A 26,849-nucleotide genomic window follows, 5' to 3' on the forward strand; every position below is an offset into this window, starting at 1 on the left:
AGCGAGGGCTTGTGTAAGGGCCATCGCTAAAAAGCGGCAAATAAGGGCAAAATTGCTCGTCGGGTTTTGCCTAAAAAGTAAGCACAAATGCGTTTGGGTTGTTGCATGGCTGTTGCTGAGTGGTAAGCTGTTACTAGTAAATTTCAGGGAGGTCTGTTCATGGTGAAAAAAATCATTGCGGGCATCATGCTGCCGGTATTTCTTCTGGCCGGATGTACCACCTACAAGAGCCAGTTCGTTTCCTTCCGTCCTCCGGAAGCCTATGCCAACAAGCAGCTGGTCGGCGGTATCGCCATTGGCGGCGAGGCGTATGCCGACGCTGCTGCTGCCGAGGATGCCTTCGGGTTCGACATCCGCGGTGCCGGGCTGCTGCCGGTCCAGTTGGTGATGAACAACCAGGGCGGCAAGACGCTGGAGATCGTCAGCGGCCAGACCTTCCTGGTGGATGCCGATGGCCGGTACTGGCAGGTGGTGCCCAACAACACGGCGATCGACCGGCTGGAGAGCTCGACCCAGTTGTCATCATTTTTCGGCAAGGGGGCCGGCAAAGGGGCGTTGCTCGGGGCCGCCGGCGGGGCGATCCTCGGGGCGGCACTCGGCATTGTTTCCGGCAAAAATGTCGGCGAGGCGCTCGGCAAGGGGGCGGCCATCGGTGCCGCTGGCGGAGCGGTCATCGGCGGGGTCAAGGAAGGTACCTCCAGCGAGCGGGAATATCGGATCACGGACGACATCCGCGCCAAGGGGCTGGAAGGCAAGGCGATTCCCAACGAAAATCTGGCCAACGGTTTCATCTTCTTCCCCGGCGAGGCCAAGAGCGCCAAGGAGCTGCGCATCCAGCTGAAAGAGCGGGAAACCGGTCAGCTACACTCGGTGAATCTGAAACTATAGGCCAATCGTGTAACATGCGAAAAGGAGCGAGCAATGCGCGCAGCACACCGAAACTGGCTGAAACTGTCGATCGCCGCCGCCTGTGGACTGCTGGCAGCATGCGCCATCATCACGGTGAACGTCTACTTCCCGGAAAAGGATGTCAAGCAGGCCTACAAGTCGCTTGACGACATGCTCCTCAAGCAGGGCAACGGCAAGGGCGCCACGGATCAGGCACCCGCGCCGCCAGCCGGTGAGACCCCGGAGACACCCAAGCCCCAGAGCCGCCTGTTGATTCCGGGCTTCTCCCTGGTGGCAGCGGCATATGCCGCCGAGGCAAACGTTGCGGACGAGCTGGCCGTTGAACTTTCCAGCATGCCCGAGGTGCTCAAGGCCTATGATGATATGAACAAGCGGCTTCCCGAGCTGAACAGGTTGCGGGACAGCGGGGCGGTGGGCGAAACCAACCAGGGGCTGGTCTCCATCCGCGACAAGGCAAAAGCGGCGGGCAAGGACGAACTGGTCAAGGCCGAGAACGAAAACCGTAAAGCAGTTATTACCGGTATGGCCAAGGCGATCCTCAAGGTGAACAGGCAGCCGGTCACCGATGCCAGGGTGAAGCAGGTACTGGGAAAGGCAGCTGCCACCTATGCGGCAACCAAGCAGGAGGGGGCGAAGGCAGGGTGGTGGACACAGCTCCCCAACGGGCACTGGGTGCAGAAGTAGGGGCGAGGAACAGGAAAAAAGGAACGAGGAAAAATCGTTGGCACTGTGACGAAGGCGGGAACCTCCCCGCCTTTGTTGCGTTTAAAGGGGTATCGCGTGCAGGTCGCGACGTTGGTAGCGCCAGGCAAAGGCAGCGGCGCGAACGAACCAGTCGATCACGAAGACCCCCCAGACCGCATAGAGGGAGAGATGGAGGAGGGAACTGACCACCCAGGCCAGCAGCACCCTTACCCCCCACATGCTGAGCAGGGTGACGATGAAGACATAGAAGGTGTCGCCGGTTCCTCGCAGGCTCCCGGCATAGACAAAGGAGAGAGCGAGCGGTATCTGGGCAAAAGCGACCATCCGGAGGAACACGCACCCCTTTTCGATAACTGCTTGGTCGGAGGTGAACAGGGCCATGAGCAGGTGGGGGAAGGCGAGGAACAAAAGCGCCATGACCCCCATGACCAGTACCGCCAGACGGAGCGCCTCCCGGTGGCTGATCCTCGCCCGGCGCAGTTTGCGCGCCCCCAGGGCCTGTCCCATCAGGGTTGCGGCGGCGATCCCCATGCCGGCGCCGGGCATGAACGAGAGCGACTCGATGGAGAGACCAACCTGGTGGGCCGCATAGGCTGCGGTACCGTAACCGATGATGAACTTGGAGTAGAGGAGCTGGCCGGATTGCTGGGCGACCCGCTCCAGGGCCACCGGGTAGCCGACCTGCCAGATCCGGCGGGCCAGAAGGAGGTCTGGTCGGCCGATTGCCAGGTAATGTCGGCGTAGCGCCTGCCAGAGCAGGTAGAGAAAGGCCAGGCATTCCGAGATGTTGATGGCATAGGCGGCGCCGATAACCCCGAGCGGGGGGATGCCGAACAGCCCGTAGATGAGCGGCCAGGCAATTGCCACGTGGAGGATGTTCAAGAGCAACACGCCGGTCATGGGGGTGCGGGTGTCACCGATGCCGTGCATGATCCCGGACAGTATATTGAGCCCGGCAGTAAAGGCGAACCAGAGGAAGACCAGCCGGATATAAGCGCCGGCATGCGCCATCACATCGTCACTGGCTCCCATCAGACGCGCCAGCTCGGCACCGTAGCGGCCGCCGATCACTGTGGCCGCAAACGCCATGATGCCGCAGATAAGCAGTGCGGCAAAAGCGGCGCGCCGGGCAGCCCGCTGGCGCCCGGCACCCCACAGCTGGGCGATGACCACAGTGGTGCCGGTGGAAAGCCCCCAGAACACAGTCATGACGACAAAGACCAGCAGCTGTCCCAGCCCTACAGCGGCAATTGCGGCCGCCCCGACGCCGCCGACCAGAAAGATGTCGATTATGGAGACCAGTCGTTGCAGGAGGGACGAGAGGAGGACCGGCAGGGAGAGGTTTACCACGTTTCGCCTGATGGAAACGGGTTTGCCCGGATTGCCCACTAGCCGGTTCCGGATTCTTTTGAGTGCCGCTGCGGTCATGCTACCAGTCCAACTCCTCCTTCATGTTCAGTACAAAATTCTTGGCCCGGCCTGACGGCGCGATTATCCCGTAGGCCATAGCCTCCTTCAGCTCCTCTTCCGTTGCGCCGGCACTCTTCGCGACCGCGAAGTGCTTCTTCAGTCAGGTGGGACAGCCGACCGCCACGGCGCAGCCGACCCGGATCAGTTCGCGGGTTTTGGTGTCGAGCACCTCGCTATACGCGAAGTCGAGGATCTGCTTGCGGATCTTCATCGGGGCCTCCTGTACATTGGGCTAGCCTTCTGATCACATAGTACCTATCACATTTATCGGCAAAATGACACCGGAAGCGTGCCGGTTTCATCCCTTGTCCGGGGCGGGAGGGTGTGCTATAAGGCACAGATAATGGCTCGGGAAAAACTGCAGGTCATAAAGGATGATCTCTACTGGATGGACAAGGCGCTTGCCCAGGCTGCCAGGGCAGGGGAGCGGCGCGAGGTGCCGATCGGGGCGGTCCTGGTGAAGGATGGCGCTGTCATCGCCCGTGGCTTCAACCAGCGGGAGGCGAAGAACGACCCGTGCGCCCACGCCGAGCTGCTGGCGATCCGCCAAGCGGCCAGGAAGCTGAAGAGCTGGCGCCTTACCGGTACGACCCTCTACGTGACCTTGGAGCCGTGCCCGATGTGCATGGGGGCGATTCTGCTGGCGCGGATCGAACGGCTGGTCTTCGGCTGCTTCGACCCCAAGGCCGGGGCAGCAGGCTCCCTGTACGACCTGACCAACGACCGGCGCTTCAACCACACCGTTACCGTTACCCCGCGTGTTCGGGAAGAGGAATGCTCCGGCATCCTGAGCAGTTTTTTCAAAGAGCTCCGCCAGCAGAAGAAAGCGGAGCGGGAAGCGGCCAACTGAATGAAAGAGGAGGCAACCATGGAAAAGACAATCTGGACACCCGCAGACCTGCTGCAGATGTCCGGCGCTTACTGGAGCGCCTGCGCCCTGCATACCGGGGTGGAACTGGATCTTTTCACCCCCTTGGCCGAGCGGCCCCACACCGTGCCAGAACTTGCTGCGCGGCTGTCGTGTGCGGACCGTGGATTGGCCATGCTGCTCGGCGCACTGGCGGCCCTCGGATTGCTGGAAAAGCAGGGGGAAGCCTTTGCCGCAACCGCGTTTAGCGCCGATTACCTGTCCCGCACCTCGCCCGGTTATCTGGGGTACATCATCCGCCACCACCACCATCTGATGGCAGGCTGGGCGAGGCTTGACGAGTCAGTGCGAAGAGGTGGGCCGATAGGTGAGCGGATTTCCCACGGCAACGATGCGGAGGCCAGGGAGAGCTTCGAGATGGGGATGTTCAACCTGGCCATGCAGCTCGCCCCCCGCATCGTCCCGCAGATCGACCTCTCCGGTCGGCGGCGCCTGCTCGATCTGGGCGGCGGTCCCGGCACCTATGCCATCCATTTCTGCCAGCACAACCCCGACCTGACCGCCGTTGTCTACGACCTCCCCTCTACCCGCCCCTTTGCCGAAAAGACTATCGCCAGTTTCGGCCTGGCCGACCGGATTGTCTTTTCGGACGGTGACTTCATTGCTCAAGGGATCGAGGGGCGCTACGACGTGGCATGGCTGTCGCACATCCTTCACAGCGAAGACGGGGCCGGGTGCGCGATCATCCTGGAGAAGGCCGTGGCCGCCCTGGAGCCGGGCGGGCTGATTCTGATCCAGGAGTTCATCCTTGACGACGCCAAAGTCGGCCCGCTGTTCCCGGCCCTCTTCTCCCTGAACATGCTGCTGGGGACACCGGCCGGCCAGTCTTACTCCCAGGGGGAGCTGATGCAGATGCTGTGCACGGCCGGTGCCAGTGACGTGCGGCGGCTTCCCATCGAACTCCCCAACGGTGCCGGGATCATTATGGGCAGGGTGCCGTAACCGTTGGACGGGAAAAGTCGGCAAATAGCCCGCCCCTCGGACCTTCGCAACCTGCCCACCAATCCGTTCCCAGTACCCGTTGGGAGAGACCGATGAAAATCCATTACCAGGGATGGGTCCACCGACTCATCAGGAACATGTCGGCAACAGCCCACCAGGCCCGAAAAGAGCGGGACATGCTGGAGCAGCTCCTGGAGCATGCCTACGAAGGGCTCATCATCACCGATGCCGATGGTGTCATCCTGAAGATCAACCAATCCTATGCCAAATTTCTCGGGAAACGGGAGGATGAGGTGGTCGGCCAGCCCGTGACGAACGTGGTGGAAAATACCCGAATGCATATCGTTGCAAAGAGCGGCGTCCCGGAAATTGCACAGGTGCAGAAGATCAAAGGCCACCAGATGATCTGCAGCCGGATACCCATCTTTGAGAACGGCAAGGTGGTGGCAGTGGTCGGCAAGGTGATGTTCCAGGACCTGGCCGACCTTTTTGCCATGACGGACAAATTCAAGTCGCTCAATAGCGAGCTGGAGTATTACAAGAGCGCTCTGAGCAGGCAGTTGAGCGCCAAGTATTCGTTCAATCACATTGTCGGCAACAGCAAGGAACTGGAGTGGGTGAAGGAACTGGGGAAACGGGTCGCAAAAAGCAACACCACGGTCTTGTTGAAAGGCGAGAGCGGTACCGGCAAGGAGCTTTTTGCCCATGCCATCCATATAGAAAGCCAGCGGGCGTTGGGTCCGTTCATCAAGGTGAACTGCGCCGCCATTCCGGAAAACCTGTTCGAAGCTGAGCTGTTCGGCTACAAGGAAGGGGCCTTTACCGGCGCCCGGACCAAGGGAAAACGCGGCCGCTTCAGCATGGCCCACCAGGGAACCATCTTTCTGGACGAAATCAGCGAGCTCCCTTTGACCATGCAGGTGAAGCTGCTCCGGGTTCTCCAGGAGCGTGAAATAGAACCGGTGGGCGCCGAGCGGCCCGAAACGGTGGACGTAAGAATCATCGCCGCCTCGAACCGTGACCTGGAGACCCTGGTCAAACAGGGGCTCTTCCGCCATGACCTCTACTACCGGCTCAATGTCGTCATGCTGGAGATCCCGCCCCTCCGAGCACGTCGCGACGACATCCCGCAGCTGATCCGCTTCCACCTGCGCCAGTTGGAAAAGGAGACCGGCATCCCGGTGGAGGGGGTGGACCACGACGTTGAGGAGATCTTCACCGCCTATGACTGGCCCGGCAACGTCCGGGAACTCCGCAACGTGCTGGAACAGACCCTGTATGTAAAAAGCGGCACTATTGTCACGAAGCAGGACCTTCCCCGAGCACTGGCCCGGACTGGCCCCCTCGACAGCCCCTTCGACCATCGCCAGACCCTGAAGTACATCCTGCAGCAGGTGGAGGAAGAGGCAATCCGCCGGACAATCCAGGAAGAAAAGGGGAGCAAGCTGGCAGCAGCAGCCCGCCTCGGTATCAGCAAATCCTCTCTCTATGCGAAAATTGGCCAGTATGAGATCGGTGACTGAGCGGTCCGCTGCTAACGCCCATGCATTCCAGACAACTGGAATCTTTGTCCAGAAATCTGGAATCAACTACCATTACCGACAACTCCTTGCTAACACCCGTTTATAGGGGCTTTAGAACAGCTGCCCTCCCGTACACCCCGTATACCCATTAAAACAAACCATTTAATATTCCAAAATTCTGGAATCCACCCTCTCCCCGCGAAGATCCGAGTCCGTGAATTCTGTTGGCCAATCTTTGGCCATGCAGGGAATTATCATTTATAAACATAGTTTTATAAAATTAGTTCAACCTCTTCGTTAGCTTGGCACCATCCTTGCCATACAAAATAGCAATTATGCAATATTTATAAACGTTGCTTCGTCGGACAACAGTGGTACATAGATAAAATACTGTTCTTCAAGAGGGGCATATGGTCCTGCGAAATATTCTCCTGCATATCGACGCATCACCCGCCTGCGAGGGCCGCATCGATCTGGCCCTGGCCATTGCGAAACAGCACGGAGCATCCGTCACCGGGCTTTCGATCATCACCCATGCACCTCACGAACCTCGGCGGCAGGTAATGGAGCAGCAAACAGCCGAACGGGCCGAACGTTTCCGGCAAAGGGGAATTTCAGCCGGGGTTCCGGTCCAGTGGCGCAACGTGGAGTGGGGGGTGGTTGGGGTGGGAATGGCAGAGGTCCTGATCCGCCAGAGCTACGCCACCGACCTGGTGATCGTCGGGCAGAGCGGCGGGCCGGCCCAGCGCCTCGGGGTTCCGGCCGACCTCCCCCAGCGCCTGCTGCTCGGCAGCGGTAGGCCGGTACTGGTAGTCCCCCATGCCGGGCGGTTTCACGCCACCGGGAATCGTATCCTGGTTGCCTGGAAAGAAGGGCGCGAAGCAACCAGGGCCTTGAGCGAAGCCATGCCGCTCCTGACCGGGGCAACAACGGTCCGGCTCCTGACCGTGGCACCCGCCGATCCCGCCGGCCAGCCCGATCCATGGGAGGGTATCCGGGAATACCTGGGGCGACACGGGGTACACGTCGAAACCGAACTGGTGCCGACCACGGCCACACCACTCGGCGACCTGCTCCTGAACCGGGTTTGCGACGAGGAGTTTGACCTGCTGGTCATGGGGGCCTTTGCCCATTCATCCCAGGGAGGGGTGGTGCTGGGCACGGTTGCGGCCCAGATTCTCCGGGAGATGACCGTACCGGTGCTGATGGCTCACTAGATCTGTAAAGGACGAGCAATGAGCGACTACATTCTGGAAACGCGGAACCTTTCCAAGGAGTTCAAGGGGTTCACGGCGGTGAGCGACGTCAACCTGCAGGTCAGGCGCGGCCAGATCCATGCCCTGATCGGCCCGAACGGGGCGGGCAAGACTACCGTGTTCAATCTCCTGACCAAGTTCATCACCCCGACCGCCGGCACCATTACCTTCAACGGGAATGACATCACCCGTGAGAAACCGGCCGATGTCGCACTGCGCGGCATTGTGCGGTCGTTCCAGATCTCGGCGGTCTTCCCCAACCTGACACCCATGGAGAACGTCAGGGTGGCCCTGCAGCGCCGGCTCGGCACCTCCTACCACTTCTGGCGCTCTTCCGCCTCCCTTTCCACCCTGGACGACCGTGCCCGGCAACTTCTGGAGTCCGTGGGGCTCCTGGAGCTGGCCCACGAGCCGACAATGGAGCTTTCCTACGGCCGTAAAAGGGCGCTGGAGATCGCCACCACCCTGGCCCTGGACCCTGAGCTGATGCTGCTTGACGAGCCGACCCAGGGGATGGGGGCCGAGGACGTGGGGCGGATCACCGACCTGGTCAGGACGGTGGCTGCCAGCCGGACCATCCTGATGGTGGAACACAATCTGAACGTGGTGGCAACCCTGGCAGACCGGATCACGGTCCTGCAGCGGGGCTCCATCCTGGCGGAGGGGTCGTACGACGAGGTGTCGGCCAATCCCCAGGTCCTTGAGGCATACATGGGGTGTGGCCATGCATGATACCGGTGCCGGCGTCCTGCTCTCCCTCAGCGGTGTCAACGCGTTCTACGGCGAGTCCCATATTCTCCACGACATAAACCTGTCGGTGCGGGAAGGCGAACTGGTCACCCTGCTCGGCCGCAACGGCGCCGGCAAGACCACCATCCTCAAGTCGATCATGGGGCTGGTGGGGCGGCGTAGCGGCTCCATTACCGTGGACGGCCGGGAAACCTGCCATCTGCCGACCCACCGGATCGCCCGCCTGGGTATCGGTTACTGTCCGGAGGAGCGGGGGATCTTTTCGAGCCTGAGCGTGGAGGAGAACCTGCTCCTCCCCCCCATGGTCAAGGAGGGCGGGATGACCCTGGCCGAGATCTACGACATGTTCCCGAACCTTTTGGAGCGGCGCAGCAGCACCGGCACCCGGCTCTCCGGCGGCGAGCAGCAGATGCTGGCCATGGCCAGAATACTCCGGACCGGCGCCACGCTCCTCCTGCTGGACGAGATCACCGAAGGGCTGGCGCCGGTGATTGTCCAGGCCCTGGGGCGGCTGACCGGGCAGCTCAAGGAGAAGGGGTTCACCATCATCCTGGTGGAACAGAACTTCCGCTTTGCAGCCGAAGTCGCCGACCGTCATTACATCATCGAAAACGGCCGGGTCGTGGAAATGATCGACCGGAAAGACGTGGAAACGAGTGCTGCCGTCTTCAACCGCCACCTGGGGGTTTAGGAACAAGTCCAAGCAGTCGAGCAGACGAAAGGAGAATGACAATGAACGTGATGCTTCGCAAGGCACTGGCAGGGATGTTGATCGGGGTGCTGGCCTCAGCCCCGGCACTGGCCGCACCCGCCAAGGGGATTTCCGACAACGTGGTGAAGATCGGCGTCCTTACCGACATGTCCGGTGTCTATTCGGCCATTGGCGGCAAAGGGACCCTGACCGCGGTTGAGATGGCCGTGGCAGACTTCGGCGGCAAGGTGCTCGGCAAGCCGATCCAGGTCATCTCCGCCGACCATCAGAACAAGGCCGACATCGCCTCCACCAAGGCGAGGGAGTGGTTCGACACCGGCAAGGTGGACATGGTGACCGGTCTGCTCAACTCGGCCTGCGCCCTTGCTGTGCAGAAGATCGGCGCCGACAAGAAGCGGATCACCATGAACACCGGTGCCGGCTCCACCGACCTGACCAACAAGGACTGCACCCCTTACGGCATCCACTATGCCTACGACAACTACGCCCTGGCCAACGTGGCCGGCAGCGCCATCGTCAGCCACGGCGGCAAGAGCTGGTACTTCATCACCGCCGACTACGCCTTTGGCCACTCCCTGGAGAAGAACACCAGCAATTTCGTCCAGAAGCTGGGGGGCAAGGTGGTCGGCTCGGTGCGGCATCCCCTCTCCACTGCCGACTTCTCCTCCTACCTCCTGCAGGCCCAGTCTTCCGGCGCCAAGGTGATCGGCCTGGCCAACGCCGGCGGTGACTTCACCAACGCGGTGAAACAGGCCCGTGAATTCGGCATCGTCCAGAAAGGGCAGATCATTGCCGGCATGCTGGTCTTCGACACCGACGTGAAGAGCCTGGGGCTGAACACCGCCCAGGGTATGCAGTTTGCCAGCGGCTTCTACTGGGACCGTGACAAGGCGACCCGCGACTGGTCCAAGCGGTTCTACGCCAAACACAAGGCGATGCCTACCATGGATCAGGCCGGCGCCTACTCCGCCACCATGAACTACCTGAAGGCAATCAAGGCCGCCGGCACCGACGACCCGGATGCCGTCATGGCCAAGCTCCGCTCCATGAACATCAGCGACTTTTTTGCGGTAAACGGGAAGATCAGAGCCGACGGCCGGATGGTGCACGACATGTACCTCATGGAGGTGAAGAAACCGTCCGAATCCAAGGGGGAGTGGGACATCCTGAAGATCGTCAAGACCGTGCCCGGCGACCAGGCCTTCATGCCGCTCTCCGAGAGCGTCTGTTCACAGGTAAAGAAGTAGGGGCGGCGTTGCGCCGCCCGATTTATGGGCATAAAACAGGGGCGGGGTGACCCCGCCCCCACGCAGAACAACGGAGAGGGCACCATGGACGTCACATTCCAGACCGTCATGTCGCAACTGATGCTCGGGCTCAACAACGGCGCCTTCTACGCCGTCCTGAGCCTGGGGCTGGCGGTGATCTTCGGCCTCCTGAACATCATCAACTTCGCCCATGGCGCCCTCTACATGCTGGGGGCCTTCGTGGCCCTGCTCGGCTACACGGAACTGGGGCCGCTCCTGGGGATGCCCGAATTCCGCCTCAACTACTGGGCCGCCCTGATCGTCGCGCCACTGGTGGTAGGAGGGATCGGCATCATTTTGGAGCGGACCATGCTGCGCCGGCTCTACCGGGTCGACCACCTCTACGGCCTCCTCCTCACCTTCGGCGTGGCGCTGATCTTCCAGGGGATTTTCACCAACTACTTCAACGTCTCCGGCACCCCGTACGACGGCAAGCCCGAGCTCCTGAACGGCGTGGTGAACCTGGGATTCATGATGTTTCCCACCTACCGGCTCTGGTCGATCGTGGTGTCGCTGACAATCTGCTTCGGCACCTGGTTCATGATCGAACGGACCCGGCTCGGCTCCTATCTGCGGGCCGGCACCGAAAACCCGCACCTGGTGCAGGCATTCGGCATCAACATACCCCTGATGGTCACCCTGACCTATGGCTACGGAGTGGGGCTGGCCGCCTTTGCCGGGGTGGTGGCCGCACCGATCTACTCCGTCAGCCCGGTCATGGGGGCGGAGATGATCATCACCGTCTTCGCGGTGGTGGTGATCGGCGGCATGGGCTCCATCATGGGGGCAATCGTCACCGGGCTGGCCCTCGGCATGGTGGAGGGGCTGACCAAGGTGATCTACCCGCCGGCATCCAGCACGGTCATCTTCTTCATGATGGTGCTGGTCCTGCTGGTGAAGCCGGCCGGGCTCTTCGGCAAGGAACAGTAAGAGTCTGCCAGGAAATGTAACTGTTATTTCCCGGCAGACTCTAAAGGGAGACGGTATGAATCGCACGCTCTGGCTGGTGCTCCTGGTAGCGGGTCTGGCAGCCCCCTTTGTCATCTACCCGGTATTCGTGATGGAGCTCCTCTGCTTCGCACTTTTTGCCTGCGCCTTCAATCTCCTGCTCGGTTACTCGGGACTCCTCTCCTTCGGCCATGCCGCCTTCTTCGGTGGCGCGGCCTACGTGACCGGCTACCTGGTGAAGAATGCCGGCCTGACCCCGGAACTGGGGGTACTGGCCGGCACCCTCTTCGCCGGTGCGCTGGGGTTCGTCTTCGGCAGCCTGGCCATCCGCCGCCAGGGGATCTACTTCGCCATGATCACCCTGGCCCTGGCCCAGATCATCTATTTCGTCGCCATCAAGGCGCCGTTCACCGGCGGCGAGGACGGCCTGCAGGACATCCCTCGGGGAAGGCTCCTGGGGATGCTCGACCTGGACCACGTCTACCACCTGTGGGGCAAGACCCTGGAGCTGAACCTCTACTACTTCGTCTTCGCCCTCTTCTGTATCGGGTTCTGGCTGGTCCACCGGACCATTCATTCCCCCTTCGGCCAGGTCCTGAAGGCGATCAGGGAGAACGAGCCGCGGGCCGTATCCCTCGGGTACAAGGTGGAGCGGTTCAAGTTGATTGCCTTTGTCATCTCCGCCTCCCTGGCCGGCATGGCCGGAGCTGCCAAGGCCCTGGTCTTCCAGCTGGCGTCGCTCACGGACGTCAACTGGCACACGTCGGGCGAGGTGGTGCTCATGACCCTGCTGGGAGGGCTCGGCACGGTCCTCGGGCCGCTGGCCGGCGCCTTCACGGTGGTCACGCTCCACTCCAAGCTGAGCGCCATCGGTTCCTGGGTAACGGTGGTCATCGGCGCCATCTTCGTCATCTGCGTACTCGCCTTCCGGCGGGGGTTCGTGGGTGAACTGGGGCGGCTTTTGAAGCGGTCGCTGTAGCTCTTGAACAAACGTAGGTTGGGTTAGGCGGTTGTATCGCCGTAACCCAACGAATCAGCGGTATTTGTCGGGTTACGCTGGCGCTAACCCAACCTACAATCCTGAATCCGGGATTCTTGCGGAGGATCAACAATGACAAAGGTCTGCACAACCATCGAAGAGGCCCTGGCCGGGCTCACGAGCGGTTCATCGGTCATGGCCGGCGGCTTCGGCCTGGTGGGGATTCCCGAAAAACTGATCCAGGGGGTAGCCGCCACCGGGGTGACCGGCCTGACGGTCATCTCCAACAACTGCGGCGTTGACGACTGGGGACTCGGCATCCTCCTCCGGAATCGCCAGATCAGGAAGATGGTCGCCTCCTATGTGGGTGAGAACAGGGAGTTCGAGCGCCAGTACCTGGCCGGCGAACTGGAGGTGGAACTGGTTCCCCAGGGGACCCTGGCCGAGCGGATCAGGGCCGGCGGCGCCGGCATCCCGGCTTTCTACACCCCGGCAGGAGTCGGCACCCCCCTGGCCGAGGGGCGGGAGATCCGCAGCTTCGATGGCAGGAACTACTTGCTGGAAATAGCCCTGACAGCCGATTTCGCCCTGGTGAAGGCATGGAAGGGGGACCGGCTCGGCAACCTGGTCTACCGTAAAACGTCCCGGAACTTTAATCCGATGATGGCCACTGCCGGCCGGATCACCGTTGCCGAGGTGGAGGAGCTGGTGGAAGTCGGGGAACTCGATCCGGACCAGATCCACACCCCGAGCATCTATGTCCGGCGGATCATTGCCTGCACCGGCTACGAAAAACGGATCGAGCGACGCACCGTTCGGGGATAGAAAGGAGACCATTATGCCTCTGACACGCGAAGAGATGGCCAGGCGGGCCGCCCGGGAAATACGGGACGGCTTTTACGTCAACCTGGGAATCGGCATGCCGACGCTGGTGGCCAACTACATCCCCTTGGGGATGCAGGTTGTCCTGCAGTCGGAAAACGGCCTCCTGGGGATCGGCCCCTACCCTACCGAGGAAGAACTGGACCCTGAACTGATCAACGCGGGCAAGGAGACCATCACCATGATCCCCGGCGCTTGCACCTTCAGCAGCGCCGACTCGTTCGCCATGATCAGGGGCGGCCACATCGACCTGGCCATCCTGGGCGGGATGGAGGTCTCGGCCAGCGGCGACCTGGCCAACTGGGTGATTCCCGGCAAGATGGTCAAGGGGATGGGGGGCGCCATGGACCTGGTGCACGGCGCCAGGAAGGTCGTGGTGCTGATGGAGCATGTGAACAAGCACGGCGAGCCGAAGATCCTGAACCGCTGCACCCTGCCGCTCACCGGAGAGCGGGTGGTGAACCGGATCATCACCGACCGGGCCGTTCTCGACGTGACCCCCGCGGGGCTCTGCCTGGTGGAGCTGGCGCCGGGCCACACCGTGGATGAGATCCTGGCTTGTACCGAGCCGCCGGTTACCGTGTCGGCCGGCCTGACATAGGAGTCGATCATGAGAGAGGTTGTCATTGCGGCTGCTGCCCGCACTCCCATAGGCGCCCTGAACGGCGCCCTGGCCACCGTGCCGGCAGCCCGCCTCGGGCAGCTGACCATCGAGGCGGTGCTGCAACGCTCGGGCATTCCCGGAGAGGCGGTAGAGGAAGTGATCATGGGCCAGATCCTCCAGGCCGGGTGCGGCCAGAATCCGGCCCGGCAGGCAGCGGTCAGGGCCGGCATTCCCGAAACGGTTCCCGCCTACACGGTGAACAAGCTGTGCGGCTCCGGGCTGAAGAGCGTGGCACTGGGGGCGCTGGCCATTGCCGCCGGCGAAGCGGACGTGATAGTGGCCGGCGGCATGGAGAGCATGAGCCGGGCACCGTACCTCCTCGCCAACGCCCGGACCGGCTACCGGCTGGGTAATGGCATCCTGGAGGATACGCTCCTCAGGGATGGGCTCACCGACGCCTTCCACGACATCCATATGGGGGTCACGGCTGAAAACATCGCCGACCAATGGCGGATCTCCCGCGAAGAGGCAGACGCCTTTGCCCTCCAGTCCCAGCAAAAGGCCGGCAAGGCCATCAGGGAAAAGCGGTTCCATGAGGAACTGATACCGGTGCCGGTGGCCGGCAAAGGCGGCAAAACTGCCCTGGTTGCGATCGACGAATACCCCCGCAGCGACACCACCATGGAGAACCTGGGACGCCTCAAGCCGGCCTTTCGCAGCGACGGCGTGGTCACTGCCGGCAATGCCTCCGGGCTCAACGACGGAGCCGCAACGCTCCTGCTCATGGAGCGGGGCCGGGCCGAGGCGGCCGGGGTGAAGCCGCTGGCCCGCATCCGGAGCTGGGCCTCGGCAGCGCTCGATCCGCGGATCATGGGGATGGGGCCGGTGGAGGCGGTTCGCAAGGCCCTGGCAAAGGGAGGCCTGACCGCGGACGATATCGACCTGGTCGAGCTGAACGAGGCGTTTGCGGTCCAGTCGCTGGCAGTGATCCGGGAGCTGCAGCTGGACAGCAGGCGGGTGAACGTGAATGGCGGCGCCATCGCCCTGGGTCATCCGGTAGGCGCCAGCGGGGCGCGGATACTGGTGACCCTCCTGCATGAGATGGCGAAATGCGGCGCCAAGCTCGGCCTCGCATCCCTCTGCATCGGCGGCGGCCAGGGAATCGCCATGGTGATTGAAAGATAACACGGAAAGGACAGTTCCATGGAAAAGGGAAAGTGCGCACTCATCACCGGATCGACCAGCGGCATCGGTCTCGGCATCGCCCGGGCACTGGCCGCCAGGGGATGCAACATCATGCTGAACGGATTTGCCGCACCGACCGAGATCGAGCGTCTCCGCTCCTCCCTGGCCGAGGAACACGGCATCACCGTCCTCTACCATGGGGCCGACATGCGGCGGCCCGAGGAGATCGCGGCCATGGTGGCAGAAGCGGAAGGCCGACTCGGCGGGGTCGACATCCTGGTCAACAACGCCGGCATCCAACACACGGCGCCGATCGAGGAATTCCCTCCCGAAATGTGGGATGCAATCATCGCCATCAACCTCTCCTCGGCGTTCCACACCATCCACCGTGCGCTTCCCGGCATGCGGCAAAAGGGATGGGGCCGCATCGTCAACACCGCATCGGTGCACGGTCTGGTCGCGTCGGCGAACAAGGCGGGATACATCTCGGCCAAACACGGCCTGGTGGGGCTTACGAAAGAGGTGGCACTGGAGACGGCCGGCTCGGGCGTGACCTGCAACGCCATCTGTCCCGGCTGGACCCGCACCGAGCTGATCGAGCCGCAGATCGCGGCCAAGGCCGAGGCCCTGGGGGTGGACGTGGAGGAAGGGGGGAGACAGCTCCTGGCGGAAAAACAGCCCTCCCGCCAGTTCGTCACCGTGGAACAGCTGGGTCAGCTGGTACTGTTCCTCTGCTCCGATGCCGCCGCCCAGATCACCGGTACGGCGATTCCTGTCGATGGCGGCTGGACCGCACAGTAAGCAAGGCAGCAGACGAAGCTACCCGCTGTACTCTGAACCGTCAAAGGCGAGCAGCGGGAAAAAGATGAACGGAAGAAGAAAGAGGCCGACAGCGTAGACCGGACCTTTGCTGAATATGCCGGCCGCTCTTCAGCTTTTTCGCCTGCAGCGTTTTCTTCAGGTCGATCTCTTCGCTGCCGAACTCGACCACCACGTCACGGTTCACCTTGACGATAATCTGGTCGCCCTTGCGCCGGAACGACTCGCATTCGACAATCCCTCCATCTTTCAGATAGACTGATCCAGCCTGGACCGCTGATGACAGCGCGATCAAAAACCATACGGCAATGACGGTACCGAGCAATAGACGCATCTGTTACCTCCTCTGGCTGCAACGGAGCTTGATTAATGCAATTTCAGAAACATTTCATTCTCTTCGGTCGGGCAAGGAAACCCTTTAACTAAACCTGTCTTGCGGCGACACGGCAGCCTTCAGAAATCCAGGGTGCATCCGATAGAAATTGTGAACGAACATAGCAGGCAGCACCTTTCCGATCCGGAGAAACCTTGGCCCACCTGAAAATCAACCCGGCAGCACTACGGATCCTCGCCATTCCGGCAGTCACCCTGATGCTAGCCGGGCTCGGTCTGTACCTGGCTCCGGCACTGGATACCTCCTGGGCGCAGCTGCTCACCATCTCCCCCTATCTCGCCACCATGGCCGGCATGCTTCTGGCCGTCCATTTTCACCGGGGTCGCCCATTCTTCATCCTCCTGACACTGACCGTCTTCTACTGGTGTTACCGGTCCTTCCTTGTCGACGGTCTTGAACTACTCCAGCAGCGGGCACTGTTTCACGCCCTCTGCACCGTGATACCGATCAATCTGTTCATATTCAACCTCATCCCCGAACGGGGAATCTTTACCGAAGCCGGCAGAGTCCGGCTCACGGGCCTTGGAGCACAGGCCTTTGTCGCCTACTTCATCTTTCACTACCACTTCACGGAACTCCAGCCGCTTTTCGAGGGAAATCTTCTCAACCTCCAGAGAATAGACCTTTTCACCATCTCCCAACCTGCGCTGTTACTCTTTCTGGTATCGTTCCTCGGCATACTCGCCCTGTACGTGCTGAAGAACACCCCCATGGCAAGCTGCTCCCTGGGTGTGCTCGCTGCGCTCTTCATTGCCTGCAACTGGCTGGCGTCCCCCCATGCGGCCACGGTCTTCTGCCTGGCGTCCGGCGTCATTGCCACCACCGGTATTCTCCAGGACTCCTACAACCTGGCCTTTCGTGACGACCTGACCGGCATCCCCTCCCGCCGGGCGCTGAACGAGTCACTGTACGGTGTGGGACGCGACTTCTCCATAGCGATGGTGGATATCGACCACTTCAAGAAATTCAACGATACTTACGGTCATGATGTCGGCGACCAGGTCCTGAAACTTGTGGCCGCGAAGCTGGCCCGCGTCGGCGGTGGCGGTAAAACCTACCGGTACGGTGGAGAGGAGTTCACCATCCTGTTCGAACGGTTGCGGGCAGGGGAAACGGAGCAGTATCTCGAGACACTCCGCAAGGAGATAGCAGAATACCGGCTGGTTATCAGGGGCGAGGACCGCCCGAAGGAAAGCAGTCAGGGGAAAAAACGGCGGACCGGGGCCAAAGACGGTGTCACGACCACGGTCACGGTTAGCATCGGAGTTGCCGAAAGCTGCCGCGAGCATCAGACACCGGAAGAGGTGATACAGGCTGCGGACAAGGAGCTGTACCGGGCAAAGAATCAGGGAAGAAACCAGGTTTGCCTGGCTTTGCCAAGAAAGCGAAGGTGAGATGAAACAGATTGATCGGACCGTCAGGCCGGGGCGCTACCGGCACTACAAGGGGAACGACTATCAGGTGATCGGCATCGCCCGCCACAGCGAAACCGAAGAAGAGCTGGTGGTCTATCGCTGCCTCTACGGCGACCACTCCCTCTGGGTCAGGCCCCTTGCCATGTTCTTGGAAGAGGTCGACGTCGACGGCCAACGGGTTCCCCGTTTTGCCCGGTGCGGCGATTGACCGCTCCCGGTGTTTCTGCTAGATTGCCCCTCCCGACAGATACATCCCAGCCATCTCCCCGAAAGATACCGACCTCCACATGACCAAAGAGCAGTTGCTGCAACAGATTCGGACACTCCTCACCGCCGACTTCGCCGTCTTCTCCACTGCTGCCCGTACGGCCCATGAAGCGGCGACCCATGAGGAGTGCGCACCCGACAACAAGTACGACACCACGGCGCTGGAGGCCTCCTATATCGCCCAGGGACAGGCCAACCGCGCCCAGGAAATAAGGGGGGCATTGGAGAGCTACCGGGCACTGCAGTTGCGCCATTTCGACGACGACACGCCGATCCGGCTGACCGCCCTGGTAGTTCTGGAAGATGACGAGGGTGGCCGGAAACAGGTTTTCCTCGGCCCGGCGGCCGGCGGCCTGAAGATTGCCGACGGTGCGGCGGAGATCTTCGTCATCACCCCGCAATCCCCCCTTGGCCGTGCCCTGATCGGCAAGCAGACCGGAGATCAGCTGCAGACCGGCACAGGGGCAACGCTCAAGACCTTCACCGTCGTTGAAGTCTGTTGAATGGCTTGCCTCGGGAATTGCCGGCTCAGCGTCGGCGGCAGATCCCCTTCAGTTCCGCATGTGCCAGGATAGACCCGTCATGGCCCGCTCCAGATCGTGCCGGCGCCAAGGGCCAGGTGACGGGCTACCGCAGTTTGTCCAGAATACGGAGAAGACCATCAAGAATGGTCGCAGGATGGGGTGGGCAACCGGGGATGTAGAGATCGACCGGAACGAGGCTGGCCGCTCCGTTCCGGACCCGGGGTGAATCGATGTACGGTCCGCCGTTGATGGCGCAGGCACCACAGGCGACAACGATTTTGGGGGCGGGTATCGCCTCATAGGTGGTGAGCAGGGCCTGTGCCATGTTTTCGGTCACCGGTCCGGTCACCCAGAGTCCATCGGCGTGGCGCGGCGAAGCGACGAACTGGATACCGAAACGCCCCAGATCCCAGCCGATGGTCGACAGCACGTTGGTATCCGCCTCGCAGGCGTTACACCCGCCGGCGCTGACCTCCCGGAATTTGAGCGACCGGCCGAACATCCGGCGCAGATCGGGGGTAAGTGGCCGGGCGTGGTGGTGTTCCGAGCCGGGCCGCACCAACAGGTGATCCCGGTCGGTGACGGCAAGCTGGTAGTCCGTGGTGAATTGGATATCCCCTGCCGGACACTCGGCGCAGAAGAGACATTTCCCCATGTCCAGACACCCGCCATCGCCGACGGTAAACGCGCCATAGGGGCACACAGCCGACCCTTCATGCTGTTCCGCAGACGACGTCATCGTTGAAACGACAGGATAGCCGCGGAACCGGTCGGGCATCTGCAGAGGCGCCTTGGGATAGGGCATGGTGCGATGTCCTTGCCTGATGCGGGAGATGATGGCACGGAACATGGCGGGGCTATCCTTCCTCCCGGGAAACCGGGTTGTAACCAAGTCTGCTTGAAATCTGATCGGCCGCCGCCCGCACCAGAGGGACCAGTTCGTCATGGAGCCGCTGCGGCGAAACCCTGATCGTGGGGGCGGAAATGACTGCCGCCGCAACAACTTGGCGCGTATGGTTGCGTATCGGCGCGGCAACCCCGCACACCCCGCTTTCCAGGTCCTCTTCGTTTACTGCAAACCCTTGTGAGGCCACTTGGCGCAGGTGGCTCTCGAGCGCCTGACGGTCGGTAATTGTTGCCGGTGTGTAGGCAACCAGTTCCGTATCCTTCAGATAGGCTTCCAATGCCTCGGCAGCCATCCCGGCGAGCAGCACCTTGCCTCCGGCCGAGCCGTAGGCCGGAAGTTGCGAGCCGAACCGCGATACCACCCGTACGGAATGCCGGGTTTCCGCCTGCTGCAGATACACGGACTGCCTGTCCCTGAAGACCGCAATGTACACCGTTTCTCCGCACTCCCGGCTCAACTCCTCGATGATCGGTCGCGCGTGATGAAACAGGGTCGACTGCCGGATGAATGTCTGGCTCAGGTTAAGCGTCTGGAGCGAGAGGCGGTAATGGTTGGTCAGACGATCCAATTCCAGGTAGCCGCGCCGCTCCAGGGTTGCAATCAGGCGTAAGACCGCATCATTGGTCAACCCCAGCTCTTTTCGCAACCGGTCAACGGTCATTCCCTCTGCATAACCTGCAACCTGCTCCAGTATGCTCAACGCGTTTATGACCGACTGTATCTGGTACATCGACTTGTCATCATGCCGCGACCACGATTTGTGTTGAGAGGGTTCTGCGGCACTCCTGCTGCCTTGCCTGCGCGCCATAATTGTCTCTCCTGTCACCTATAGGTCGAATCCGCAATACGAAAGATTGAAGCTCTTGTTGCAGAGCGGAAAATCGGATATCTGCTCCCCCCGCAACGCCATGGCAACGCCTTGCCAGTTGTGAAACGAGGGGTCGACAACCTTGTACCGGACAAAGCTCCCCTTGTCGTCGGTGATCGCCACATGGCAGATCTCGCCGCGCCACCCCTCGGTAAGGGCCACGGCCAGGCTCAGACCGGCGCACGGTGCCGCCTTCGTCCGATGCCCTCCGCCGGGGAGCTGCCGCAACTGTTCTTCGATGAAATCCATGGATTTCTGGGCTTCCTGCCAGCGGATCATGGTCCGGGAACAGACATCACCGTGAAAGGCCGTAGCGACCGGCAAATGGGTCATCCGGTAGATGCCGAAGGGATAGTCATGGCGAACGTCCCGCTTGACCCCGCAGGCCCGGGCCGCCGGCCCCACCAGCCCCAGTTCCAGGGCTGTCTCCTGAGACACCGTCCCGGTCCCTTCAAGACGCCCCATGACCGACGGTGAGCTCCAGAGCAGTTCCACGGCATTGGTAAGGTCGCGCCTGGCATCGGCCAGCCGTTTGAGCAGGTCGTCCCGGTGCTCGGGCGTAAGATCGAAGATCGTGCCGCCGGGGGTGAGAAGCCCCCGGCCAAATCGGCTGCCGCACAGCACAGCCGTCATGTTTAGGAAATCTCCCCTGATCCGGCCGCAGAAGGAGGCGGTGGGAAGATAGCCGACATCGCCGGCGATTGCCCCCAGGTCGCCGGTATGGTTGGCCAGCCGTTCCAGTTCGAGGGCGATGCCCCGCAGCACCTCGGCCCGCGGCGGGACCCTGACGCCGGTCAGGGATTCCATGACCATGCAAAAGGCCAGTCCGTGGCCAATGGTGGTGTCACCGGCGGCCGTCTCCATCTGCTGGAGGGTACGCGGATACGGCCCACCCAGGAGACCCGCCTCGATCCCCCGGTGCTGATAGCCGAGCGATATCTCCAGGTGGAAGACCTCCTCGCCGTGGCACTGGAAGCGGAAATGCCCCGGCTCGATGATCCCGGCATGAACCGGTCCGACGGCGACTTCATGGACCTCGTCCCCGGCCACCCGGAAATAGTTCATGACCCCCACGCGGAGCGGCTCGTCCTCCGGACGGTTCCAGGCGTCGAGACCGGCACGGAACGGCCGGTGAAAGCGTACCGGCTTGAACCAGGGGTGATCGCTGAAGGTCAGCCCGCACTGTTCCGCGATCTCCCGTTCAAAGAGCTGCAGTTGGGGGCAGAGGGACGCAATGGAGGGGAACGTGGTGCCATCGGCAGCCGTGCGGGTCACGGCCAGCCTCCCTTCGGCCTTGTTGGCGAGTACGCAGAACAGCGCGATTTCGGCGTCGGCAGGAATCCCGAAGTAGGAGATCACGCGCCAGCCATGGTCGGTTGAATCGAGGATGCTCTGGAGAAACTGGCCGGAGCCGGTTACGGGGATGTCGGCCACCAAAATGGCAGAGCCGTTGTATATGCTGCGGAGCGAGCCGGTCACGATTGCACCCCCAGCATGATGGCGCCGTCCTTGAGTAACGCGACCAGGAACTCCGGCGGCCAGATCCCCAGCCCCAGGATGATGATTATCATGACTAGCGGCGGCCCCACCGTCAGCAGGCGGTCCTCATACTCGCTCGATTCCACATCCGCCGGAGGTGCGCCCATGACCATCGGCAGCACGGTCAACGCCATGCCGATGAACACGATGACCAGAAAGAGCAGAAACAGGCCGCCCACCAGATGGCGCCCTTCGATAAAGGCGTTGCTGACAATGGTGAACTCGCTGATGAACGGCGAGAACGGAGGGGAGCCGGTGATGGCAATGAACCCGGCCAGGAACAGCCCTCCCGACCAGGGGAGGCGCGTCAGCACCCCCTTGACCGCGTCGGTTGTCTTGTTCGAATAGGAGCGGTGGATGTTGCCGGATGACAGGAACAGTACCCCCTTGGTCAATCCGTTATTCAGCAGGTGAAAGAGCGCACCGTACAGTGCTCCCTTGCCGAGCCCGAGGCCGATGGCGAGAATCCCCACATGCTCGACGCTCGAATAGGCGAGCATTCTCTTGAAGTCGGCCTGGCGGGCCATGAAGACGGCGGCAAAGGCCATGGACACCAGTCCCATGCCGACCAGGGCCTGCTGGAAAAACCGGATTTCGGTGCCCGAGGCCAGGCAGATCTGGTACACCCGCAGGATCGACAGAAAGGCGCAGTTGACCAACCCCCCGGCGAGCAGGGCTCCCACCAGCCCCGGTGCCTCGCCGTAGGCATCGGGTTTCCAGGCATGCAGCGGCGCCAGCCCCATCTTGGAACCATACCCCACCAGGAGGAAAATCGCCGCGGCGTGCAGCCACCCCGGATTCAGCTCGCGGGCCGAGAACATGAGCGGCCCGAGCAACAGGGTGGCATCGCGATGGGCTACGTAGGTGGAATAGGCAAGAAACATCAGCCCGAGCAGGGCCAGGCCGATCCCCACGGAGCAGAGCATGAGATACTTCCAGGTCGCTTCGATGGAACGGGCGTTCCGGTTGAAGTAGATGAGAGGGGCCATGGAGACCGTGGTGGTCTCCACGGCAACCCAGAGGAGCCCCAGATGCTGGCTCATGGTCACCGTCCCCATGGCCGACAGGCAGACCAGGAGCCCCATGCAGAGCACCCGGTTGGAACGCTCCTGGCGGTAGGAGAGATAGCCGACCGCATAGTAGGCGCACACGGCAAAGAGGAGAGAGATGCACAGGAGCACCACCTTACCCAGCGGGTCGAGCCAGATCCATCCTCCGGCGGATGGCGGCGGCGCATTCCCCATCAAAATGGTTGTCAGGACCAGGTGGATCGTGGCAACCAGTGGCAGGACCAGGGGCCGCAACCGGTTGTCCGGTACGACCCAGGCAATCAACGCCCCCAGCAGGGGGAGCAGAACAAGGGCAGACAACATCCGGCTACTCCTCCTTGAGGGTCCGCAGGCGGGAGGTGTCGATGGACGAAAACTCCCGGCTGATATGGTTGATGACAATTCCCATGACAAATATCCCCACCAGCAGGTCGAGGAGCGCGCCAGCCTCCACCATGACCGGCATCGCCTCGGTCAAGAGCAGGCCGAACACGAAGATGCCGTTTTCCAGTACCAGATAGCCAATAACCTGGGAAATGGCCTTGCGCCGGGTGGTCAGGAGCAGGAAGCCGGTCAGCAGGGTTGCGATGGAGGCTGGCACAAACAGCAGATCCTTGTGTTCGGGCGCCAGGGGCAACTTCTCGGCAAAGGCGAAGGACAGGGCGGTAAAGACGGCGCCCAGGAGCAGGGTCGACACATAGCCGATGAACGGCTCCACTTCGCGCCTGATCTGGGCCTTATGCACCGCATCGCCGATCAGGTACGGGATGACGATCCCCTTGGCCAGGATGATGCTGGCAGTGATGCCGGCCAGGTGACCGGAAAAGGGGTGGATCAGCCCCGGCAGAATGCCGAGAATCACCCCCTGGGCAGCAACGGCGCGGATGGAAAAGATCAGCCGGCTGGTTCCGAGCATGAGCAGGTTGATCAGCATCACCAGCACCAGTAGTTGATCGGCTAACGTAGTCATAGGATCACCTCAGGACCAGCAGCATGGCAAAGGCGGACAGGATGGTGGCCCCGACCAGCAGTTGCGGCACGCGCACCAGTCTCAAACGGGCCATGACCGATTCGACAACGCCGATGGCAACTGCCAGGACAAGCATGGCGACAATGAAGATGGCCCAGTCCAGCAGGGCGTTGCCGGTGGCAACGGGGAGGGCGACATTGACGAAGACCGCCCCGAGAACGAACAGTTTCAGTGCCGCGCCATAGAGGATGATCCCGAATGCCGGCCCGCTGTGGTCCAGCACCATGACTTCGTGGATCATGGTCAGCTCCAGGTGGGTGTTGGGATCATCGAAGGGAATACGGCAGTTTTCCGCCAGCAGGGTGATGAACAGCGCCCCCGCCAGGAGTAGCATGCTGGCCCCGGCGGCAAGCCAGACCTCCGGGGTGAGATGGGTCAGGATGGTCGACAGGGAGAGCGACTTGCTCATACGGGCCAGGGTAATCAGGGCAAAAAAGAGCGTCGGCTCGGCAAGGCAGGAAAAGGTCACCTCGCGGGCCGCCCCCATCCCCTCGAAGCTCGAGCCGGTATCAAGGGCGGCAATGGTCGTGAAGAACCGCGCCAGCCCGAACAGGTAGGCAAACAGAATGAGATCGCCGCTGAAGGAGAGCGGCGCGCCATGGCGACCCAGCGGTATCAATAGGGCGGCGATGAGAGTAGCCGACAGCGTGACCACGGGGCCGGCACGGAAGACCCAGGTGGTGGTGTCGCTGAAGACCGACCCCTTGCGCAGCAGCTTGATCAGGTCGTAATAGGGCTGTAAATAGGGGGCCCCGACCCGGCCGGCAAATGCCGCCTTGGTCTTGCCGATGACCCCGAGCAGAAGAGGTGGGAAGAAGAGCGCCACTGCGCAATGGATGATGATATCGGTCATAAGGTGCCATCCTCACTGAAGACGGAAACGCCGCCGCCCATACGTCAATGCGTCCAGATCATCAGGACAAAGAGCGTGGCAAAGATATACAGCACGTAGATATGAAGCTGGCCATGCTGCACCCTCCTGAGATAGGAAAAGCCCAGGCCGGCCAGGTGAAAGACCGGAGTCAGAATCCGGTCGAGCACTGTTTCGGTAACCTCGTACTGAAACCTTGCGTCGGCAGAAGGCATCGGAGCGGCCAGGGTGGGCCGCCGGCGCTGGGGTGCGACGATCCCTCCCAGTAACGATACCACCATTTCGCTGAACGAGGTACCGGTATACTGCATTCTGGCCGTCGGTTCGAGATAGCCGCAGCCCCAGGTGGCCCCTTGGGAGCGCGGCAGCCTGCGCAACCGCAGCAGGTATGCAGTACCAACCACCAGGACGAGGACGAGGAGCAGGAGATTGGTCATTGTGAGCGGCACCAGGGGCACCTGACCGGTTACCCGGGCAATGGCCGGTGCGGTCAAGCCACCATACAGTCCGACTGCCGGGGTAACCAGCCGCAGCAGCAGCACGGGCGCCAAACCGGCGGCAAGGCAGCCCAGCGCCAGCAGGGCCATCGGACCGGTCATCGTTGCCGGTGCTTCATGGCTCTGGGCGGCGCCGGCCGACCGGGGAGCGCCGAGAAAGATGATGCCGTAGAGCTTGACAAAGGTAATGACCGCCAAGCCACCGACCAGTGCCAGTACCGGGGCCACCAGGGCCGTCAGCGGCAGAGGGTCGTCGATGCCGTTGGTGATGGCACCGACATAGAGGAACAGTTCCCCGACAAAGCCGTTGAGCGGTGGCAGCCCGCAGATGGCAAGGGAGCCGATCAGGAAGAGCGGCGTCGTCAGCGGCATGCGCCGGCCAAGCCCCCCCATCCGGTCTATTTCGCGGGTGCCGGTACCATGGATCAGCACCCCGCTCCCCAGAAAGAGGAGCGATTTGAACAGACCGTGATTGACGATATGGATGAAGGCGCCGGACAGACCGCACACCACCAGATACGGGGCGTGCAGTTGGAGTCCGACCAGCGCCAGCCCGATGCCGATGAAGATGATGCCGACATTCTCGATGCTGCTGCAGGCCAGGAGGTGTTTCAGGTCGCGTTGGCCCGCAGCCAGGGCAATGCCGTTGACGGCGGACCAGGCGCCGAGCACGAGGACCAGCCAGCCGAGCCAGACCGGCAGCAGGTCGAAGAACGACAGTGTCCGCAGGATGCCATAGACCCCCATCTTCAGCATCAAGCCGGACATCATGGCCGACACATGGCTGGGGGCATTGGCGTGGGCCCCGGGAAGCCAGAAATGGAGCGGCATCAGGCCGGCCTTGCCGCCGAAGCCGATCAGGGCGGCAATAATAATGACCGTTGCATAGGGCCACGACTGGGTCAGGGCATGTGCTGCCGGAAACGTATAACTGCCGGTCGTAGCGCGCAACAGTGAGAACATGACGAACAGCGCCATGGTGCCGGTGTGGGTGGCAATGAGGTAGACGGTGCCAACCCGCTGCACCTCGGAACTCTGCTGTTCGGTGGTCAGCAGGAAATAGGCCGACAGGGCCATGACCTCCCACGCAATGAGAAACAGCACGCCGTGGCGGGCCATGACCACCATGACCATCGCTGCGGCGAACAGTCCGAGAAACAGCGTCAGCCTTCCGGCGCTGGCCTTTTCCCTGGCCGGCCAGTAGGCGAGTGAATAGATCGAGACGCACCCGGCAACGAGAAACAGGGGGAGGAGGAACAGCGTGGAGAGATGATCGACGGACAGAAGAGCCGGCCCGAACGGCAACGGCCAGTCGATCTGGTAGGCAGCTGCCGGAGAGCCGCTGATGAGCGCCATGACGGCGAACTCCCCGAGAAACGCGGCCAGCACAACCAGGACAGCGGCAATTCGCTGCCCCCAGACCGGACGATTCAACAGCACTCCCGGCACCCCCGAGAGCGCCATCAGCGTTGCCGCGGTCAGAATGCACACCACCGGCTCACTGGAAACTATCACTGATACCTCACCCCTACCCCCTCACGCATATCGAGGTACGACACGTCTCCAGGG

28 protein-coding genes are annotated in these 26,849 nt (G+C 62.0%); 18 read left to right on the forward strand and 10 right to left on the reverse strand.

What is annotated here, in order from left to right:
* The first annotated feature begins 159 nt into the window (after positions 1–159).
* Both JN12_RS08270 and JN12_RS08275 read left to right on the forward strand, forming a co-directional pair.
* Positions 160–888 carry a glycine zipper family protein gene (locus JN12_RS08270; RefSeq protein WP_145021017.1) on the forward strand — a complete coding sequence of 243 codons (729 nt, stop codon included), beginning with the start codon at positions 160–162 and terminating at the stop codon, positions 886–888.
* Positions 889–921: 33 nt separating this feature from the next.
* Positions 922–1,593 carry a DUF1318 domain-containing protein gene (locus tag JN12_RS08275; protein WP_145021020.1) on the forward strand — a complete coding sequence of 224 codons (672 nt, stop codon included), beginning with the start codon at positions 922–924 and terminating at the stop codon, positions 1,591–1,593.
* Positions 1,594–1,674: 81 nt separating this feature from the next.
* Here JN12_RS08275 and JN12_RS08280 read toward each other — a convergent pair whose 3' ends face one another.
* Together JN12_RS08280 and JN12_RS20995 are read right to left on the reverse strand one after the other, a co-directional pair.
* Positions 1,675–3,042, reverse strand: coding sequence for an MATE family efflux transporter (locus JN12_RS08280; RefSeq protein WP_145021023.1), 1,368 nt, complete (start codon positions 3,040–3,042; stop codon positions 1,675–1,677).
* A 1-nt stretch (position 3,043) separates the two neighbouring features.
* On the reverse strand, positions 3,044–3,295 hold the full coding sequence (locus tag JN12_RS20995; RefSeq protein ID WP_281287725.1) for a GSU3128 family (seleno)protein: 252 nt from the start codon (positions 3,293–3,295) through the stop codon (positions 3,044–3,046).
* 132 nt (positions 3,296–3,427) lie between these two features.
* Here JN12_RS20995 and tadA point away from each other — a divergent pair, with 132 nt between their 5' ends.
* The 13 genes from tadA (at position 3,428) to JN12_RS08355 (ending at position 15,901) form a co-directional block, all read left to right on the forward strand.
* Positions 3,428–3,934: a tRNA adenosine(34) deaminase TadA gene (gene tadA / locus JN12_RS08295; RefSeq protein WP_145021029.1), complete on the forward strand. Its 507-nt coding sequence runs from the start codon at positions 3,428–3,430 to the stop codon at positions 3,932–3,934.
* Between the two features lie 18 nt (positions 3,935–3,952).
* Positions 3,953–4,954, forward strand: coding sequence for a methyltransferase (locus JN12_RS08300; protein ID WP_145021032.1), 1,002 nt, complete (start codon positions 3,953–3,955; stop codon positions 4,952–4,954).
* 92 nt (positions 4,955–5,046) lie between these two features.
* Entirely contained in the window at positions 5,047–6,477 is a 1,431-nt protein-coding gene (locus JN12_RS08305; protein ID WP_211360519.1) for a sigma-54 interaction domain-containing protein, read from the forward strand.
* Between the two features lie 410 nt (positions 6,478–6,887).
* A complete protein-coding gene (locus JN12_RS08310) occupies positions 6,888–7,694 on the forward strand; it encodes a universal stress protein (RefSeq protein ID WP_145021035.1) in 807 nt (268 codons plus the stop codon).
* Positions 7,695–7,712: 18 nt separating this feature from the next.
* The gene (locus JN12_RS08315; RefSeq protein WP_145021038.1) at positions 7,713–8,465 is read left to right on the forward strand and encodes an ABC transporter ATP-binding protein; all 753 of its coding nucleotides are present in this window, start codon (positions 7,713–7,715) and stop codon (positions 8,463–8,465) included.
* The gene (locus JN12_RS08320; RefSeq protein ID WP_145021041.1) at positions 8,458–9,174 is read left to right on the forward strand and encodes an ABC transporter ATP-binding protein; all 717 of its coding nucleotides are present in this window, start codon (positions 8,458–8,460) and stop codon (positions 9,172–9,174) included. Before JN12_RS08315 ends, JN12_RS08320 begins: the two co-directional genes overlap by 8 nt.
* A gap of 41 nt (positions 9,175–9,215) precedes the next feature.
* Positions 9,216–10,442, forward strand: coding sequence for an ABC transporter substrate-binding protein (locus JN12_RS08325; RefSeq protein WP_246125800.1), 1,227 nt, complete (start codon positions 9,216–9,218; stop codon positions 10,440–10,442).
* Positions 10,443–10,526: 84 nt separating this feature from the next.
* The gene (locus JN12_RS08330) at positions 10,527–11,432 is read left to right on the forward strand and encodes a branched-chain amino acid ABC transporter permease (protein WP_145021044.1); all 906 of its coding nucleotides are present in this window, start codon (positions 10,527–10,529) and stop codon (positions 11,430–11,432) included.
* A 55-nt stretch (positions 11,433–11,487) separates the two neighbouring features.
* Complete coding sequence (locus JN12_RS08335) at positions 11,488–12,429, forward strand: branched-chain amino acid ABC transporter permease (protein WP_145021047.1); 942 nt, start codon at positions 11,488–11,490, stop codon at positions 12,427–12,429.
* 132 nt (positions 12,430–12,561) lie between these two features.
* Entirely contained in the window at positions 12,562–13,254 is a 693-nt protein-coding gene (locus JN12_RS08340) for a CoA transferase subunit A (RefSeq protein WP_145021049.1), read from the forward strand.
* Positions 13,255–13,267: 13 nt separating this feature from the next.
* Complete coding sequence (locus JN12_RS08345; RefSeq protein WP_145021052.1) at positions 13,268–13,912, forward strand: CoA transferase subunit B; 645 nt, start codon at positions 13,268–13,270, stop codon at positions 13,910–13,912.
* 9 nt (positions 13,913–13,921) lie between these two features.
* Complete coding sequence (locus JN12_RS08350; RefSeq protein WP_145021055.1) at positions 13,922–15,100, forward strand: acetyl-CoA C-acetyltransferase; 1,179 nt, start codon at positions 13,922–13,924, stop codon at positions 15,098–15,100.
* Between the two features lie 18 nt (positions 15,101–15,118).
* Positions 15,119–15,901, forward strand: coding sequence for a 3-hydroxybutyrate dehydrogenase (locus JN12_RS08355; protein WP_145021058.1), 783 nt, complete (start codon positions 15,119–15,121; stop codon positions 15,899–15,901).
* A gap of 40 nt (positions 15,902–15,941) precedes the next feature.
* On the opposite strand, the gene JN12_RS08360 is transcribed toward JN12_RS08355, so the two are convergent.
* Positions 15,942–16,253: a hypothetical protein gene (locus JN12_RS08360; RefSeq protein ID WP_145021061.1), complete on the reverse strand. Its 312-nt coding sequence runs from the start codon at positions 16,251–16,253 to the stop codon at positions 15,942–15,944.
* 194 nt (positions 16,254–16,447) lie between these two features.
* Between JN12_RS08360 and JN12_RS08365 the strand changes: the two genes are divergently transcribed.
* The 3 genes from JN12_RS08365 to JN12_RS08375 all read left to right on the forward strand — a co-directional run bounded on the left by JN12_RS08365 (position 16,448) and on the right by JN12_RS08375 (position 18,498).
* Positions 16,448–17,707, forward strand: a complete 1,260-nt coding sequence (locus tag JN12_RS08365) for a GGDEF domain-containing protein (RefSeq protein ID WP_145021064.1) — start codon at positions 16,448–16,450, stop codon at positions 17,705–17,707.
* Position 17,708: 1 nt separating this feature from the next.
* Positions 17,709–17,936: a DUF1653 domain-containing protein gene (locus JN12_RS08370; RefSeq protein ID WP_145021067.1), complete on the forward strand. Its 228-nt coding sequence runs from the start codon at positions 17,709–17,711 to the stop codon at positions 17,934–17,936.
* A 79-nt stretch (positions 17,937–18,015) separates the two neighbouring features.
* Entirely contained in the window at positions 18,016–18,498 is a 483-nt protein-coding gene (locus JN12_RS08375; RefSeq protein ID WP_145021070.1) for a GreA/GreB family elongation factor, read from the forward strand.
* A 124-nt stretch (positions 18,499–18,622) separates the two neighbouring features.
* On the opposite strand, the gene JN12_RS08380 is transcribed toward JN12_RS08375, so the two are convergent.
* From JN12_RS08380 to JN12_RS08410, 7 genes are read right to left on the reverse strand one after another with little or no spacing between them, the layout of a single operon-like run.
* Complete coding sequence (locus JN12_RS08380) at positions 18,623–19,369, reverse strand: NADH-quinone oxidoreductase subunit B family protein (protein WP_145021072.1); 747 nt, start codon at positions 19,367–19,369, stop codon at positions 18,623–18,625.
* 7 nt (positions 19,370–19,376) lie between these two features.
* Positions 19,377–20,234 (reverse strand): IclR family transcriptional regulator, encoded by an 858-nt coding sequence (locus JN12_RS08385; protein ID WP_145021075.1) that lies wholly within the window; start codon positions 20,232–20,234, stop codon positions 19,377–19,379.
* Positions 20,235–20,252: 18 nt separating this feature from the next.
* A complete protein-coding gene (locus JN12_RS08390) occupies positions 20,253–21,773 on the reverse strand; it encodes a hydrogenase large subunit (protein ID WP_145021078.1) in 1,521 nt (506 codons plus the stop codon).
* Entirely contained in the window at positions 21,770–23,206 is a 1,437-nt protein-coding gene (locus JN12_RS08395) for a proton-conducting transporter transmembrane domain-containing protein (RefSeq protein ID WP_145021081.1), read from the reverse strand. The genes JN12_RS08390 and JN12_RS08395 overlap by 4 nt, the downstream gene beginning before the upstream one ends.
* 4 nt (positions 23,207–23,210) lie before the next feature.
* Positions 23,211–23,852, reverse strand: coding sequence for a hydrogenase (locus JN12_RS08400; RefSeq protein WP_145021084.1), 642 nt, complete (start codon positions 23,850–23,852; stop codon positions 23,211–23,213).
* Positions 23,853–23,856: 4 nt separating this feature from the next.
* Entirely contained in the window at positions 23,857–24,765 is a 909-nt protein-coding gene (locus JN12_RS08405; protein WP_145021087.1) for a respiratory chain complex I subunit 1 family protein, read from the reverse strand.
* Between the two features lie 44 nt (positions 24,766–24,809).
* Positions 24,810–26,795, reverse strand: coding sequence for a proton-conducting transporter transmembrane domain-containing protein (locus JN12_RS08410; protein ID WP_246125801.1), 1,986 nt, complete (start codon positions 26,793–26,795; stop codon positions 24,810–24,812).
* Positions 26,796–26,849: the final 54 nt, after the last annotated feature.

It is taken from the genome of Geobacter argillaceus (assembly GCF_007830735.1).
GTDB lineage: Bacteria > Desulfobacterota > Desulfuromonadia > Geobacterales > DSM-12255 > Geomobilibacter > Geomobilibacter argillaceus.

Coding starts and splice junctions, on each gene's coding strand:
- JN12_RS08270 (WP_145021017.1), top strand. CDS start 160: ATGGTGAAAAAAATCATTGCGGGCATCATGCTGCCGGTATTTCTTCTG.
- JN12_RS08275 (WP_145021020.1), top strand. CDS start 922: ATGCGCGCAGCACACCGAAACTGGCTGAAACTGTCGATCGCCGCCGCC.
- JN12_RS08280 (WP_145021023.1), bottom strand. CDS start 3,042: ATGACCGCAGCGGCACTCAAAAGAATCCGGAACCGGCTAGTGGGCAAT.
- tadA (WP_145021029.1), top strand. CDS start 3,428: ATGGCTCGGGAAAAACTGCAGGTCATAAAGGATGATCTCTACTGGATG.
- JN12_RS08300 (WP_145021032.1), top strand. CDS start 3,953: ATGGAAAAGACAATCTGGACACCCGCAGACCTGCTGCAGATGTCCGGC.
- JN12_RS08305 (WP_211360519.1), top strand. CDS start 5,047: ATGAAAATCCATTACCAGGGATGGGTCCACCGACTCATCAGGAACATG.
- JN12_RS08310 (WP_145021035.1), top strand. CDS start 6,888: ATGGTCCTGCGAAATATTCTCCTGCATATCGACGCATCACCCGCCTGC.
- JN12_RS08315 (WP_145021038.1), top strand. CDS start 7,713: ATGAGCGACTACATTCTGGAAACGCGGAACCTTTCCAAGGAGTTCAAG.
- JN12_RS08320 (WP_145021041.1), top strand. CDS start 8,458: ATGCATGATACCGGTGCCGGCGTCCTGCTCTCCCTCAGCGGTGTCAAC.
- JN12_RS08325 (WP_246125800.1), top strand. CDS start 9,216: ATGAACGTGATGCTTCGCAAGGCACTGGCAGGGATGTTGATCGGGGTG.
- JN12_RS08330 (WP_145021044.1), top strand. CDS start 10,527: ATGGACGTCACATTCCAGACCGTCATGTCGCAACTGATGCTCGGGCTC.
- JN12_RS08335 (WP_145021047.1), top strand. CDS start 11,488: ATGAATCGCACGCTCTGGCTGGTGCTCCTGGTAGCGGGTCTGGCAGCC.
- JN12_RS08340 (WP_145021049.1), top strand. CDS start 12,562: ATGACAAAGGTCTGCACAACCATCGAAGAGGCCCTGGCCGGGCTCACG.
- JN12_RS08345 (WP_145021052.1), top strand. CDS start 13,268: ATGCCTCTGACACGCGAAGAGATGGCCAGGCGGGCCGCCCGGGAAATA.
- JN12_RS08350 (WP_145021055.1), top strand. CDS start 13,922: ATGAGAGAGGTTGTCATTGCGGCTGCTGCCCGCACTCCCATAGGCGCC.
- JN12_RS08355 (WP_145021058.1), top strand. CDS start 15,119: ATGGAAAAGGGAAAGTGCGCACTCATCACCGGATCGACCAGCGGCATC.
- JN12_RS08360 (WP_145021061.1), bottom strand. CDS start 16,253: ATGCGTCTATTGCTCGGTACCGTCATTGCCGTATGGTTTTTGATCGCG.
- JN12_RS08370 (WP_145021067.1), top strand. CDS start 17,709: ATGAAACAGATTGATCGGACCGTCAGGCCGGGGCGCTACCGGCACTAC.
- JN12_RS08375 (WP_145021070.1), top strand. CDS start 18,016: ATGACCAAAGAGCAGTTGCTGCAACAGATTCGGACACTCCTCACCGCC.
- JN12_RS08380 (WP_145021072.1), bottom strand. CDS start 19,369: ATGTTCCGTGCCATCATCTCCCGCATCAGGCAAGGACATCGCACCATG.
- JN12_RS08385 (WP_145021075.1), bottom strand. CDS start 20,234: ATGGCGCGCAGGCAAGGCAGCAGGAGTGCCGCAGAACCCTCTCAACAC.
- JN12_RS08395 (WP_145021081.1), bottom strand. CDS start 23,206: ATGTTGTCTGCCCTTGTTCTGCTCCCCCTGCTGGGGGCGTTGATTGCC.
- JN12_RS08400 (WP_145021084.1), bottom strand. CDS start 23,852: ATGACTACGTTAGCCGATCAACTACTGGTGCTGGTGATGCTGATCAAC.
- JN12_RS08405 (WP_145021087.1), bottom strand. CDS start 24,765: ATGACCGATATCATCATCCATTGCGCAGTGGCGCTCTTCTTCCCACCT.